This window comes from Streptomyces sp. NPDC048560, from assembly GCF_040650955.1.
In the GTDB taxonomy this organism is placed as follows: Bacteria; Actinomycetota; Actinomycetes; order Streptomycetales; family Streptomycetaceae; genus Streptomyces.
Genome location: NZ_JBEZIJ010000001.1, coordinates 822,048 through 835,407 on the forward strand (window position 1 = coordinate 822,048; position 13,360 = coordinate 835,407).

General features: G+C 71.5%; 13 protein-coding genes. 9 read left to right on the forward strand and 4 right to left on the reverse strand.

Translation table 11 applies throughout. From position 1 onward, the window contains the following. Positions 1-13: 13 nt before the first annotated feature. Entirely contained in the window at positions 14-874 is an 861-nt protein-coding gene (locus AB0C82_RS03615; protein ID WP_362835893.1) for a biotin--[acetyl-CoA-carboxylase] ligase, read from the reverse strand. Positions 875-1,070: 196 nt separating this feature from the next. Between AB0C82_RS03615 and AB0C82_RS03620 the strand changes: the two genes are divergently transcribed. The 4 genes from AB0C82_RS03620 (at position 1,071) to AB0C82_RS03635 (ending at position 3,745) form a co-directional block, all read left to right on the forward strand. Continuing rightward, a complete protein-coding gene (locus AB0C82_RS03620; RefSeq protein WP_362835895.1) occupies positions 1,071-2,651 on the forward strand; it encodes an acyl-CoA carboxylase subunit beta in 1,581 nt (526 codons plus the stop codon). Positions 2,652-2,665: 14 nt separating this feature from the next. Then, complete coding sequence (locus AB0C82_RS03625) at positions 2,666-2,872, forward strand: acyl-CoA carboxylase subunit epsilon (RefSeq protein WP_173315410.1); 207 nt, start codon at positions 2,666-2,668, stop codon at positions 2,870-2,872. 94 nt (positions 2,873-2,966) lie between these two features. Beyond that, positions 2,967-3,095, forward strand: a complete 129-nt coding sequence (locus tag AB0C82_RS03630; RefSeq protein WP_362835897.1) for a hypothetical protein — start codon at positions 2,967-2,969, stop codon at positions 3,093-3,095. A gap of 35 nt (positions 3,096-3,130) precedes the next feature. Further along, on the forward strand, positions 3,131-3,745 hold the full coding sequence (locus AB0C82_RS03635; RefSeq protein ID WP_362835899.1) for a nucleoside triphosphate pyrophosphatase: 615 nt from the start codon (positions 3,131-3,133) through the stop codon (positions 3,743-3,745). Positions 3,746-3,775: 30 nt separating this feature from the next. On the opposite strand, the gene AB0C82_RS03640 is transcribed toward AB0C82_RS03635, so the two are convergent. Then, positions 3,776-4,252 (reverse strand): hypothetical protein, encoded by a 477-nt coding sequence (locus AB0C82_RS03640; RefSeq protein ID WP_362835901.1) that lies wholly within the window; start codon positions 4,250-4,252, stop codon positions 3,776-3,778. Between the two features lie 353 nt (positions 4,253-4,605). On the opposite strand from AB0C82_RS03640, the gene AB0C82_RS03645 reads away from it, so the two are divergent. Together AB0C82_RS03645 and AB0C82_RS03650 are read left to right on the forward strand one after the other, a co-directional pair. Further along, complete coding sequence (locus tag AB0C82_RS03645) at positions 4,606-6,360, forward strand: biotin carboxylase N-terminal domain-containing protein (protein WP_362835903.1); 1,755 nt, start codon at positions 4,606-4,608, stop codon at positions 6,358-6,360. 193 nt (positions 6,361-6,553) lie between these two features. Further along, positions 6,554-7,165 (forward strand): helix-turn-helix domain-containing protein, encoded by a 612-nt coding sequence (locus AB0C82_RS03650; protein WP_362835905.1) that lies wholly within the window; start codon positions 6,554-6,556, stop codon positions 7,163-7,165. A gap of 40 nt (positions 7,166-7,205) precedes the next feature. Here AB0C82_RS03650 and AB0C82_RS03655 read toward each other — a convergent pair whose 3' ends face one another. Next, positions 7,206-8,180, reverse strand: coding sequence for a DeoR/GlpR family DNA-binding transcription regulator (locus tag AB0C82_RS03655; RefSeq protein WP_362835907.1), 975 nt, complete (start codon positions 8,178-8,180; stop codon positions 7,206-7,208). A 231-nt stretch (positions 8,181-8,411) separates the two neighbouring features. Beyond that, positions 8,412-9,851 (reverse strand): NAD(P)H-quinone dehydrogenase, encoded by a 1,440-nt coding sequence (locus AB0C82_RS03660; protein ID WP_362835909.1) that lies wholly within the window; start codon positions 9,849-9,851, stop codon positions 8,412-8,414. A 251-nt stretch (positions 9,852-10,102) separates the two neighbouring features. Between AB0C82_RS03660 and AB0C82_RS03665 the strand changes: the two genes are divergently transcribed. The 3 genes from AB0C82_RS03665 to AB0C82_RS03675 all read left to right on the forward strand — a co-directional run bounded on the left by AB0C82_RS03665 (position 10,103) and on the right by AB0C82_RS03675 (position 13,225). Continuing rightward, positions 10,103-10,540, forward strand: a complete 438-nt coding sequence (locus AB0C82_RS03665; protein WP_173315400.1) for a gamma-glutamylcyclotransferase — start codon at positions 10,103-10,105, stop codon at positions 10,538-10,540. A gap of 103 nt (positions 10,541-10,643) precedes the next feature. Further along, entirely contained in the window at positions 10,644-11,468 is an 825-nt protein-coding gene (locus AB0C82_RS03670) for a purine-nucleoside phosphorylase (RefSeq protein WP_362835911.1), read from the forward strand. A 116-nt stretch (positions 11,469-11,584) separates the two neighbouring features. Then, complete coding sequence (locus tag AB0C82_RS03675) at positions 11,585-13,225, forward strand: phospho-sugar mutase (protein WP_362835913.1); 1,641 nt, start codon at positions 11,585-11,587, stop codon at positions 13,223-13,225. Positions 13,226-13,360 lie beyond the last annotated feature (135 nt).

The window sequence follows — 13,360 nt, forward strand, 5'->3', positions numbered from 1 at the left end:
GCCGTATTTGTCGTCAGCCCGCGGCCGGGCCCGCGAACAAGTGCACGATGTCGCCCGCCGACACCGGCTCCTGGAGCCCGTCGCCGGTGGACAGGACGAGACGCCCGTCGCCGTCGATCGCCACGGCCTCCCCGACCACGGACCGGTCGCCGGGCAGCTCCGCCCGTACGGTCCTGTCGAGCGTCGCGCAGCCCGCCGCGTACGCCGCCTGGAGACCGCTCGCGGCGGCGTCCCCGTCCGCCGCGCGCCACCGGCCGTACCACTCCTCCAGCCCGCGCAGGACGGCCCGCAGGAGTGTCTCGCGGTCGGTGGACACCGCCCCCGCGAGGGCCAGCGACCCCGCCGTCGGGACGGGAAGCTCCTCCGCGCGCAACGAGACGTTGAGCCCGATGCCGATGACGACGCCCTCCCCCGCGCGCTCCGCGAGGATGCCGCCTGTCTTGCGCTCGGCGCCGTCGATCGTCACCAGGAGGTCGTTGGGCCATTTCAGTGCCGTGTCGACTCCCGCCGACTGCGCGAGGGCCGTCGCCGTGGCGACACCGGCGAGCAGGGGCAGCCATCCCCAGCGCTGTGCGGGCACGTCGCCCGGCGTGAGGTAGACGGAGAAGAACAGCCCCGAACGCGGCGGCGCCGTCCAGGTCCGGTCGAGCCTGCCGCGGCCCGCGGTCTGCTCCTCGGCGACCAGCACGGTGCCCTCGGCCAGTCCGTCCGCGCGCGCGGCGAGATCGGAGTTGGTCGAGCCGGTCGTGTCCACCACGTCGACCGTGCTCCACAGCGAGTCCGGCCGGAGCAGCCCGCGGCGCAGCGCGGCGACGTTCAGGGGCGGCCGGTCCAGGTCCGACCAGCGGTTGTGTGGCGCATCGGAAGGTGTCATGCAAGCCACCCTAGGTGTGGGGAACGACGCACTGCCGAACGGTAGCCGCGCCGATACGCTACGAGTCAGTAGCAACCCGGCCGTCCAGCCGGTGGCTTGTCGACCCGCGTCCCTCACGCCGTCGCGCGCGTCCCGGCCGAAACCGCTGCTGATCGTTCTAGCCGTCCCCCGTGACCAGGCAGGGAGCCGCCACCCGATGTCCGAGCCGCAGAGCGACATCCACACCACCGCGGGCAAGATCGCGGACCTGCAGCGACGTATTGACGAAGCCACGCACGCAGGCTCCGCACGCGCCGTGGAAAAGCAGCACGCCAAGGGCAAGTTGACCGCCCGCGAACGGATCGACCTGCTGCTCGACGAGGGCTCCTTCGTCGAGCTCGACGAGTTCGCCCGCCATCGCTCCACCAACTTCGGCATCGAGAAGAACCGCCCGTACGGAGACGGCGTCGTCACCGGCTACGGCACCGTCGACGGCCGCCCCGTGTGCGTCTACTCACAGGACTTCACGATCTTCGGCGGCTCGCTCGGCGAGGTCTACGGCGAGAAAATCGTCAAGGTGATGGACTTCGCGATGAAGACCGGCTGTCCCGTCATCGGCATCAACGACGGCGGAGGCGCCCGCATCCAGGAGGGTGTCGCCGCGCTGGGCCTGTTCGCGGAGATCTTCCGCCGCAACGTCCACGCCTCCGGCGTGATCCCGCAGATCTCCCTGATCGTCGGCCCCTGCGCCGGCGGCGCGGTCTACTCCCCCGCGATCACCGACTTCACCGTCATGGTCGACCAGACCTCACACATGTTCATCACCGGACCCGACGTCATCAAGACCGTCACCGGCGAGGACGTCGGCTTCGAGGAACTGGGCGGCGCCCGCACGCACAACACCACCTCCGGTGTCGCGCACCACATGGCGGGGGACGAGAAGGACGCCATCGAGTACGTCAAGTCCCTGCTGTCCTACCTCCCCTCCAACAACCTCTCCGAGGCACCCGCCTTCCCCGAGGAGGCCGACTTGGAGACGACGGAGGAGGACCGCGAGCTCGACACCCTCATCCCGGACTCCGCGAACCAGCCCTACGACATGCACACCGCCATCGAACACGTCCTGGACGAGGGCGAGTTCCTGGAGACCCAGGCCCTGTTCGCGCCGAACATCATCACCGGCTTCGGCCGCGTCGAGGGCCACCCGGTCGGCATCGTCGCCAACCAGCCGATGCAGTTCGCCGGCTGCCTGGACATCAACGCGAGCGAGAAGGCCGCACGCTTCGTACGGACCTGCGACGCCTTCAACGTCCCCGTCCTCACCTTCGTCGACGTCCCCGGCTTCCTCCCCGGCGTCGACCAGGAATACGGCGGCATCATCCGGCGCGGCGCCAAACTCATCTACGCCTACGCCGAAGCGACCGTCCCCCTCATCACGGTCATCACCCGCAAGGCCTTCGGCGGCGCCTACGACGTCATGGGCTCCAAGCACCTGGGCGCCGACCTCAACCTCGCCTGGCCCACCGCACAGATCGCGGTCATGGGCGCGCAGGGCGCGGTCAACATCCTGCACCGGCGCACCATCGCCGCCGCCGAGGACCAGGAAGCGACCCGCGCCGAACTGATCGCCGACTACGAGGACGCACTCCTCAACCCGTACGTCGCCGCCGAACGCGGCTACGTCGACGCGGTGATCATGCCCTCCGACACCCGCGCCCACATCGTCAAGGGCCTGCGCCAGCTCCGCACCAAACGCGAAGCGCTTCCCCCCAAGAAGCACGGCAACATCCCCCTGTAGAGAGGACCCAGACCATGATCAAGGTCGTTCGGGGCAATCCCACCCCGGAGGAGCTGGCCGCCGCCCTCGCGGTGGTCCAGGCGCGCGCAGCGGCGACGGCCGCCGTGCCGTCCGGCGCACCGGTGCCGCCCGAGCAGTGGTCCGATCCGGGGCGCATCGCGCGCCAGGGCGCGCTGCGGCCCGGTCCGCGCTCCTGGGCACGCACCTACTGGCCCGTCTGAGCACACCCGCACGCCGGGCGGCCCGTCGTGCCGCTGTGGCGGTTGAGTACCCGTACTCAGGCGCCACAGCGGCCACGGCAGCAGGATCGTTTCCATGCTGTGGTCAGATCCCGAGAACGAGCCGCCCAAGGAGCTCCGCGACGCGCAGGCGATGCTGCGCCGCGCGGGGTCGCTGCTGGCGCTCGCCATGGTGATCGCCATGTTCGTCCTCGGAATCCGCTGACACGACGTTTCCCGGGCCCTGCGGGGCCTTCTACGATGGCCGGTATGACTGATCAGCGCCGCCTCGTCCTCGCCTCCGCCTCTCCCGCCCGCCTCGGCCTCCTGCGCCAGGCAGGCTTCGCGCCCGAGGTGATCGTCAGCGGTGTCGACGAGGACGCGCTGTCCGCGCCCACCCCCGGCGAGCTGGCGCTCGTCCTGGCGAAGGCCAAGGCCGCGGTCGTCGCGGCCCTCCCGGAGGCGGCCGGCGCACTGGTGATCGGCTGCGACTCAGTTCTCGAACTCGACGGCGAGGCGCTGGGCAAGCCCGCCGACGCCGAGGAGGCCACCGCCCGCTGGAAGTCCATGCGCGGCCGGGCCGGGGTGCTGCGGACCGGCCACAGCGTGATCGACACGGCGAGCGGCCGTACGGCCTCCGCGACGGCGTCCACGGTCGTACGGTTCGGCGAACCGACCGACGCCGAGATCGCCGCCTACGTAGCCTCGGGCGAACCGCTCCATGTGGCGGGCGCGTTCACGCTGGACGGCCGGTCGGCGCCGTTCGTCGACTCCATCGAGGGCGACCACGGCAACGTCATCGGGCTCTCGCTGCCGCTGCTGCGCCGCCTGCTCGGCGAACTGGGCTTCTCCGTCACGGACCTGTGGGCCCGGTGACCGTCGCCACGCCCTGAGGGCGGGACCGGGTCAGGCGGGCGCCGGAGCTTCGGCGCCGCTCCCGTGCCCGTCCCCCTGCTCCTTGCCCCGCTCGTCGCCCTCGCCCCGTCGCGCGCCGTCGGGGCCGTACCCCAGCAGGGTCAGGACGAGCAGCGCGAGCACGGCCATCATGAAGCCGAACGCGGACCAGCCGACCAGGCCCACCGTGAGGGCGCCCAGCACCCCGTGCACGACGGCGCAGCCGATCAGGGCGATCCGTCCGGCGCGGCCCGGCGCCCGGTCGCGGATACCGGCCAGGAGCGCGACGAGACCGCAGAGCACCAGCAGGAGGCCGGAGCCCCAGCCCATCACCCAGGTGCCCGTGGACATGACGCCGGGGTCCATGCCCGCGAGGGACATCTTCTGGTTGTCGACCACCGTCGCGAGGACCGCGTTGATGAGTACGATCCCCACCGCTTCCGCGAACAGCACGAGCCCGGTCACCACGGCCACCGGTCTGCGTATCACCGCGCCCACCCCCTGTTACCTGTAGTACCTGCGATATCGCGGACCCTACTAACGGGTAATCGTTGGGACAAGAGGTTCGGCGGTGCTCACGCGACAGCGACGACACGCCCGGGGGTTCGTAGGGACCCGACAAAGAAACACGGGACGTCGTTGACCCTCCAGACAGAGACCTGGACCACACCTGATGGCTACTGTGCGGTGAAGGAACCCGGCGTAACGTGGTGCGACAAGGGATTTCACGACTCCAGCAAACCTCGAATCACACTCCGTGTGGGCAAGCTCACCAGTGGGGACGGGTCGTACGGCCGTGTCGGTAGTCCCTAAACTCAGCTTGTTTCAAGGAGGGAGTCATCGTGCGCAAGGTGCTCATCGCCAACCGTGGCGAAATCGCTGTCCGCGTTGCTCGGGCCTGCCGGGACGCCGGAATCGCGAGCGTAGCCGTCTACGCCGATCCGGACCGGGACGCTCTGCATGTCCGCGCGGCCGACGAGGCATTCGCTCTGGGCGGTGACACCCCGGCCGCCAGTTATCTGGACATGGCCAAGGTGCTCCAGGCGGCCAAGGACTCCGGGGCGGACGCGATCCACCCGGGTTACGGCTTCCTCTCGGAGAACGCCGAGTTCGCCCAGGCCGTACTCGACGCGGGCCTGACCTGGATCGGCCCGCCCCCGCAGGCCATCCGCGACCTCGGCGACAAGGTCGCCGCCCGCCACATCGCCCAGCGCGCCGGCGCACCCCTGGTCGCCGGCACCCCCGACCCGGTCTCCGGCTCGGACGAGGTCGTCGCCTTCGCCCGCGAGCACGGCCTGCCCATCGCGATCAAGGCCGCCTTCGGTGGAGGCGGCCGCGGCCTGAAGGTCGCCCGCACCCTCGAAGAGGTCCCCGAGCTCTACGACTCCGCCGTCCGCGAGGCCGTCGCCGCCTTCGGCCGCGGCGAGTGCTTCGTCGAGCGCTACCTCGACAAGCCCCGCCACGTCGAGACCCAGTGCCTGGCCGACACCCACGGCAACGTCGTCGTCGTCTCCACCCGCGACTGCTCCCTGCAGCGCCGCCACCAGAAACTGGTGGAGGAGGCCCCCGCCCCCTTCCTCAGCGAAGCGCAGAACGCCGAGCTGTACGCCGCGTCCAAGGCCATCCTCAAGGAAGCCGGCTACGTCGGCGCCGGCACCGTCGAGTTCCTCGTCGGCACCGACGGCACCATCTCCTTCCTCGAGGTCAACACCCGCCTCCAGGTCGAGCACCCGGTCACCGAAGAAGTCACCGGCATCGACCTCGTACGCGAGATGTTCCGCATCGCCGACGGCGAGGAACTCGGCTACGGCGACCCCGCAGTGCGCGGCCACTCCTTCGAGTTCCGCATCAACGGCGAGGACCCGGGCCGCGGCTTCCTGCCCGCCCCCGGCACCGTCACCACCTTCCAGGCACCCTCCGGCCCCGGCGTCCGCCTGGACGCGGGCGTCGAGTCCGGCAGCGTCATCGGCCCCGCCTGGGACTCCCTGCTCGCCAAACTGATCGTCACCGGCGCCACCCGCGAACAGGCACTCCAGCGCGCCGCCCGCGCCCTGGCCGAGTTCACGATCGAGGGCATGGCCACCGCCATCCCCTTCCACCAGGCCGTCGTCATCGACCCCGCCTTCACCGCCGACCCGTTCCGCATCCACACCCGCTGGATCGAGACCGAGTTCGTCAACGACATCAAGCCCTTCGTCCCCGCCGGCGCGGACACCGACGACGAGGACGGCACCCGCGAGACGATCGTCGTCGAGGTCGGCGGCAAGCGCCTGGAAGTCTCCCTGCCCGTCTCCCTCGGCATGAGCCTGGCCCGCACCGGCCTCGCAGCCGGCGCCAAGCCCAAACGCCGCGCCGCCAAGAAGGCCGGCTCCGCCGCGTCCGGCGACACCCTCGCCTCCCCGATGCAGGGCACCATCGTCAAGGTCGCCGTCGAAGAGGGCCAGGAAGTCAAGGAAGGCGACCTCGTCGTCGTCCTCGAAGCCATGAAGATGGAACAGCCCCTCAACGCCCACCGCTCCGGCACCGTCAAGGGCCTGGCCGCCGAGGTCGGCGGCTCCGTCTCCTCCGGCGCCCTCATCTGCGAGATCAAGGACTGATCCGGCAGGCTCCAGGGGCCCCGCGGGAGTCACACGACTCCCGCGGGGCCCTTCGCCATGTCCCGGGGTCCGCCGCCGGGTTCCCGGCGTGCGGGAGCGATACGGAGGGCACCTCCTGTTGCCCGATGGCATCCTGGACCCGGGGGCGTACGCACGCAGGGGCGTACACCCGGGAGATGCGGAGGACTGGGCGATGGCGACGAGCACGGCACGGACGCCGGCACCGACCCCGGGACGGCCGATGCGCGCCGACGCGCGCCGCAACTACGACCGGCTGCTGAACGAGGCACGCACGTCCTTCGCCGAGCACGGCACCGATGCCTCGCTGGAGGACATCGCGCGCCATGCGGGCGTGGGGATCGGCACGCTCTACCGGCACTTCCCGAACCGTCAGGCCCTGATGTACGCGGTGTTCCAGGAGGCCCTGGAAGCACTGCTGGTCCGCTCCCGCGAGCTGGCGGGGGCGGAGCACCCGTGCCGGGCTCTCGTGGAGTGGCTGGGTGCGATCGTCACGCACGCGGGTGAGTACCGGGGAGTCGCCCAGGCGCTCATGTCGGCTTCGCGGGACGAGACTTCGGCCCTGGCGCAGTGCAATGTGCCGCTGCGCGAGGCGGGGGCACGGCTGCTCGCCCGGGCGCAGGCGAGCGGCGCCGTACGGACGGACGTGTCGATCGACGACCTGATGCAGCTGACGAACGCCATCGCGCTGGCCGCCGAGCAGTCACCGGACGATCCGGCTCTCGCCGACCGCCTGCTGACGCTGACGCTCCAGGGCCTGAGAGGCCCCGGCACGGAACGGGGCTGACCCACGGCCCCGGGACCCTGCCTGATCCGTACGGGAGGCCCTAGCGGCGACGAAGGTCCGCCACCCGGGCACGGTCTCCCGAGCCCTGGTCGGCCAGGGCCGCCGCGCTCCGCAGCTGCGGTCCCAGTCCGCCGGAACCACCCGTCTGTGTACGGCGCTGTCCCGGCAGCGGCATGTCACGTCTGGGCTGACGGCCGGGCGGAGCCCCGTCACCGGCTGTCGACGCGTCCGCGCCCGGGCCGGCGATCGTGATCTCCACGCCCTGGTCGGCCAGTGCCTGGAGTTCGGTGGCGGCCCGCTCGTCGTGCACCGGGGGCTCGTCCGTGACCAGCCGGGTGATGAGGTCGGTGGGCACCGTCTGGAACATGGTGTCGGAGCCGAGCTTGGTGTGGTCCGCGAGGACCACCACCTCCGCGGCCGCCTGCACCAGTGCCCGGTCCACGCTGGCGGAGAGCATGTTGGACGTGGAGAGCCCGCGTTCGGCGGTGAGGCCGCTCCCGGAGAGGAACGCCCGCGAGACCCGCAGCCCTTGGAGGGACTGCTCGGCCCCGCTGCCCACGAGCGCGTAGTTGCTCCCGCGCAGCGTGCCGCCGGTCATCACCACTTCGACCCGGTTGGCATGGGCCAACGCCTGGGCGACCAGCAGTGAGTTGGTGACGACGGTCAGACCGGGAACCCGCGCGAGCCGGCGGGCCAGCTCCTGCGTGGTCGTTCCGGCGCCGACCACGATGGCCTCGCCCTCACCGACCAGCCCGGCCGCCACGTCGGCGATGGCCGTCTTCTCCGCGGTGGAGAGATGGGATTTTTGCGGAAAGCCGGACTCCCGCGTGAATCCGCCCGGCAAAACCGCACCGCCGTGCCGGCGGTCGAGGAGTCCTTCTGCCTCCAGTGCCCGCACGTCCCGCCGTACGGTCACTTCGGAGGTCTGGACGACGCGGGCGAGCTCTCGGAGCGAAACCGCCCCGTTGGCGCGCACCATTTCGAGGATCAACTGACGACGTTCTGCAGCGAACACGAAACTGACAGTAACCTGGCCATCCGTTAGTTTTCAGCAGTTTGCGCCGAATAACAGAAGTTGCACATGAATGGGGCCGCCAAGTGGTATAGGCGGCCCCGCTGTTGTGACGGGAGTCGGAAGAGTACGGACGGGAGCGGTCACAAACGCTCCGACGGACCGTCCGACTTGCCGGGGGTTGCCGGGGGTTGCCGGGGATTCACCGTGCCACCGCCTGGCTTCCCCCGCGCCCTACGAGTCGCCCGTGAGCTTCCGGGTGTGCAGCTGCCGGGCCACTTCGGCGATCGATCCGGACAGGGACGGGTAGACGGTGAAAGCATTTGCGATCTGTTCCACCGTCAGGTTGTTGTCGACCGCGATCGAGATCGGGTGGATCAACTCGCTGGCGCGCGGGGCGACCACACAGCCGCCGACCACGATGCCGGTGCCGGGCCGGCAGAAGATCTTGACGAAGCCGTCGCGGATGCCCTGCATCTTGGCGCGCGGGTTGCGCAGCAGCGGCAGCTTGACGACCCGGGCGTCGATCTTGCCCGAGTCGACGTCGGACTGGCTGTAGCCGACGGTCGCGATCTCGGGGTCGGTGAACACGTTCGAGGAGACCGTCTTCAGGTTCAGCGGGGTGACCGCGTCACCGAGGAAGTGGTACATCGCGATCCGGCCCTGCATAGCGGCGACCGAGGCCAGCGCGAAGATCCCGGTGACGTCACCGGCCGCGTACACGCCGGGGGCGCTGGTGCGCGAGACCCGGTCGGTCAGGATGTGGCCCGAGTCCTTGAGACGGACCCCGGCCTCCTCCAGGCCCATGCCCGCGGTGTTCGGGATCGCGCCGACGGCCATCAGGCAGTGCGAGCCGGAGATGACACGTCCGTCGGCGAGGGTGACCTCGACCCGGTCGCCCACGCGCTTGGCGGACTGGGCGCGGGAGCGGGCCATGACGTTCATGCCACGGCGGCGGAAGACGTCCTCCAGGACCGCGGCGGCGTCCGGGTCCTCGCCGGGCAGCACACGGTCGCGGGAGGAGACGAGCGTGACGCGCGAGCCGAGTGCCTGGTAGGCACCGGCGAACTCGGCGCCGGTGACACCGGATCCGACGACGATGAGCTCCTCGGGGAGCTCGTCGAGGTCGTAGACCTGGGTCCAGTTCAGGATGCGCTCGCCGTCGGGGAGGGCGTCCGGGATCTCGCGGGGGTGTCCGCCGGTCGCGACGAGCACGGCGTCGGCGGTCAGCGTCTCCTCCGTACCGTCGGCGGCGGTCACGACGACCTGGCGGGAGCCGTCCGCCGCCTGAAGGCCCTCCAGGCGGCCCCGGCCGCGCATCACCCGGGCGCCGGCCCGGGTGACGGACGCGGTGATGTCGTGGGACTGGGCCAGCGCGAGGCGCTTGACCCGTCGGTTGACCTTGCCGAGGTCGACGCCGACGACGCGCGCGGCCTGCTCCAGGTGGGGCGTGTCGTCCGCGACGATGATGCCCAACTCCTCGTACGAAGAGTCGAAGGTGGTCATCACCTCTGCCGTAGCGATCAGGGTCTTGGAGGGCACGCAGTCGGTGAGGACCGACGCGCCGCCGAGGCCGTCGCAGTCGACGACGGTCACCTCCGCGCCGAGCTGGGCGCCCACCAGTGCCGCCTCGTAGCCGCCGGGGCCGCCGCCGATGATCACGATCCGGGTCACGAAAAGTCCGCCTCGCGTGGTGTCATCCCGCGGCCGTATGCCGCCGCGGCCGGGGTCCGGGGGATCGCCCCGAGGGAATGCAGTACGTACTCCATTGTCCCGCACGCGCCAAAGTGCTTCGCCCCGGGGCCCTCCATACGTGGCCTGGGCCCGCCGGTACCGGGTCCGGGGTGCACGAACGGGGACGATCCGGCGGTGCCTCGCACTCAGGAACCGGCACTCCCGGTGCCACCTCCCGTACCCTCGACCACATGTCGCTCTACGCCGCGTACGCCGGCAACCTCGACGCGCGGCTGATGACGCGCCGCGCTCCTCATTCCCCGCTGCGCGGCACCGGCTGGCTGAACGGCTGGCGGCTGACCTTCGGCGGGGAGCAGATGGGCTGGGAAGGCGCGCTGGCCACGGTGGTCGAGGCGCCCCGTTCCCAGGTCTTCGTCGCGCTGTACGACATCGCGCCGATGGACGAGGACTCCATGGACCGGTGGGAGGGCGTGGGCCTCGACATCTACCGGCGGATGCGGGTGCGCGTGCACACCCTGGACGGCGAGGAGCCGACCTGGATGTACGTGCTGAACGGGTACGAGGGAGGACTGCCGTCGGCGCGCTACCTGGGCGAGGTGGCCGATGCCGCCGAGTCCGCCGGAGCCCCGCACGACTACGTGATGGAGCTCCGCAAGCGCCCCTGCTGAGCGCTGGTCACACCGCACTCCTGTACGAACATACGAACAGGTCCGGCCAGCTTTGCGCATGGTCATCTACGCGCGTAGGGATTCACCGGCTACCCTCATCCGCGTGAACGCATCTGTTATTCCGGACAACATCCAGGGCGACCCGCACGCCGCCGCCGCCGACGCCGCAGCCCGCCTCCGCGAGCTGACCGGCGCCGAGACCCACGACGTCGCTCTCGTGATGGGCTCCGGGTGGGCCCCCGCGGGCGACGCGCTCGGCGCGCCGGAGGCCGAGTTCCCGGTGACCGAGCTGCCCGGGTTCCCCGCGCCGGCGGTCGAGGGCCACGGCGGCACGATCCGCTCGTACCGGATCGGCGACAAGCGTGTCCTGGTCTTCCTCGGTCGCACCCACTTCTACGAGGGCCGCGGGGTCGCCGCCGTCTCGCACGGGGTCCGCACCGCGGTCGCGGCGGGCTGCCGGACCATCGTCCTGACGAACGGCTGCGGCGGTCTGCGCGAGGGTATGCGCCCCGGGCAGCCTGTGCTGATCAGCGACCACATCAACCTGACGGCGGCGTCGCCGATCATCGGCGCCAACTTCGTCGACCTCACCGACCTGTACTCGCCGCGGCTGCGCGCCCTGTGCAAGGAGATCGACGAGACCCTCGAAGAGGGCGTGTACGTGCAGTTCCCCGGCCCGCACTACGAGACTCCGGCCGAGATCAACATGGTCCGCGTCCTGGGCGGCGACCTGGTGGGCATGTCCACCGTGCTGGAGGCCATCGCCGCGCGCGAGGCGGGCGCGGAGGTCCTCGGCATCTCGCTGGTGACGAACCTGGCCGCCGGTCTGTCCGGCGAGCCGCTGAACCACGAAGAGGTCCTGCAGGCAGGCCGCGACTCGGCCACCCGGATGGGTGCGCTGCTGGCCCGGGTGCTGGACCGGATCTGACAGGTGACGGGCGGGCGCTCAGGCCCGCCCGCTCCGAACCCGGGGCCGGGCCCCGGACACCGCTCCCCGGTCGCCGGAGGGGCTCGACTTCCCGTACCCCCAGAGAGGCGGACCACGTGCAGCAGGACCTCATCGCCCGTGCCAGGACCTGGCAGGCCGAGGACCCGGACCCCGAGACCCGTGACGAGCTCGGCAAGCTCATCGAGTCGGGGGACCTCGACGAGCTCGCCGTGCGCTTCGCGGGCACGCTGCAGTTCGGCACCGCCGGACTGCGCGGGGAGCTCGGGGCGGGCCCCATGCGGATGAACCGGTCCGTGGTGATCCGGGCCGCCGCCGGCCTCGCCGCGTATCTGACGGCCCAGGGCCAGGGCGGCGGGCTCGTCGTCATCGGGTACGACGCCCGGTACAAGTCGGCCGACTTCGCGCGCGACACCGCCGCGGTCATGATCGGCGCCGGACTGCGGGCGGCCGTGCTGCCCCGCCCGCTTCCCACCCCCGTCCTCGCGTTCGCCATAAGGCATCTGGGCGCCGTCGCGGGCGTCGAGGTGACAGCCAGCCACAACCCCCCGCGCGACAACGGCTACAAGGTCTACCTCGGCGACGGCTCGCAGATCGTGCCTCCGGCCGACGGCGAGATCGCCGCCGCGATCGCGGCGGTCGGCCCGCTCGGCACGGTGGCCCGCCCCGGCACCGGCTGGGAGACCCTCGGCGACGAGGTCCTGGACGCCTATCTCGCCCGTACGGACGCGGTGCTCGGCGCCGGCTCCCCGCGTACCGCCCGCATCGTCCACACGGCGTTGCACGGTGTCGGTACGTCCGTCCTCACGGCCGCGTTCGCGCGGGCCGGGTTCCCCGAGCCCGTGCTCGTCGCGGAGCAGGCCGAGCCCGACCCGGCGTTCCCCACCGTGGCCTTCCCGAACCCGGAAGAGCCCGGTGCCATGGATCTCGCCTTCGCCACCGCACGCCGCGCCCGCCCGGATCTGGTCATCGCCAACGACCCGGACGCCGACCGCTGCGCCGTGGCGGTGCCCGACGAGACCGTCGCGGGAGGCTGGCGGATGCTGCGCGGAGACGAGGTCGGCGCGCTGCTCGCCGCCCATCTGGTCGACCGGGGCGTCACGGGCACCTTCGCCGAGTCGATCGTGTCGTCCTCGCTGCTCGGCCGCATCGCCGAGAAGGCGGGCCTCGGCTACGAGGAGACGCTGACCGGCTTCAAGTGGATCGCCCGCGTCGACGGCCTGCGCTACGGCTACGAGGAGGCGCTGGGCTACTGCGTCGACCCGGAGGGCGTACGCGACAAGGACGGCATCACGGCCGCCCTGCTCGTCGCCGAGCTGGCCTCCGTGCTCAAGGAGCGGGGCCGTACGCTCCTCGACCTGCTGGACGACCTCGCCGTCACGCACGGTCTGCACGCCACGGACCAGCTCTCGGTCCGGGTCGAGGACCTGACGGTCATCGCGAACGCCATGCTGCGCCTGCGGGAGCGGCCGCCGGCCGAGCTGGCGGGCCTCCCCGTCACCTCGGCCGAGGACCTGTCGCTGGGGACGGAACTGCTGCCGCCGACCGACGGTCTGCGCTACCACCTGGCGGGCGCGCGGGTGATCGTCCGCCCGAGCGGCACCGAGCCGAAGCTCAAGTGCTACCTGGAGGTCGTGGTGCCGGTCGCTTCGGCGGACGACCTGCCCGCGGCCCGCGCCAAGGCCGCGGAACTGCTCGCCGGTATCAAGCGCGACCTGTCGGCGGCCGCGGGCATCTGAGCGGGGCGGACGCGGCACCGGGGCGCCACGAAGGCCGCTCGGGCCATGAACGGCAGGAGGGGCGGTGCGGGACGGTTCACCGCCGATGGTGGGGAGGGCCAGGAGCCAGAGGACGGATGTCATCGCGACGGGCTG

Bases quoted from the DNA above. Each gene is read 5' to 3' on its own strand.
- AB0C82_RS03630 (WP_362835897.1), top strand. From the start codon at position 2,967: ATGCTGTGGTCAGATCCCGAGAACGAGCCGCCCAAGGAGCTCCGCGAC.
- AB0C82_RS03620 (WP_362835895.1), top strand. From the start codon at position 1,071: ATGTCCGAGCCGCAGAGCGACATCCACACCACCGCGGGCAAGATCGCG.
- AB0C82_RS03635 (WP_362835899.1), top strand. From the start codon at position 3,131: ATGGCCGGTATGACTGATCAGCGCCGCCTCGTCCTCGCCTCCGCCTCT.
- AB0C82_RS03650 (WP_362835905.1), top strand. From the start codon at position 6,554: ATGGCGACGAGCACGGCACGGACGCCGGCACCGACCCCGGGACGGCCG.
- AB0C82_RS03615 (WP_362835893.1), bottom strand. From the start codon at position 874: ATGACACCTTCCGATGCGCCACACAACCGCTGGTCGGACCTGGACCGG.
- AB0C82_RS03665 (WP_173315400.1), top strand. From the start codon at position 10,103: ATGTCGCTCTACGCCGCGTACGCCGGCAACCTCGACGCGCGGCTGATG.
- AB0C82_RS03625 (WP_173315410.1), top strand. From the start codon at position 2,666: ATGATCAAGGTCGTTCGGGGCAATCCCACCCCGGAGGAGCTGGCCGCC.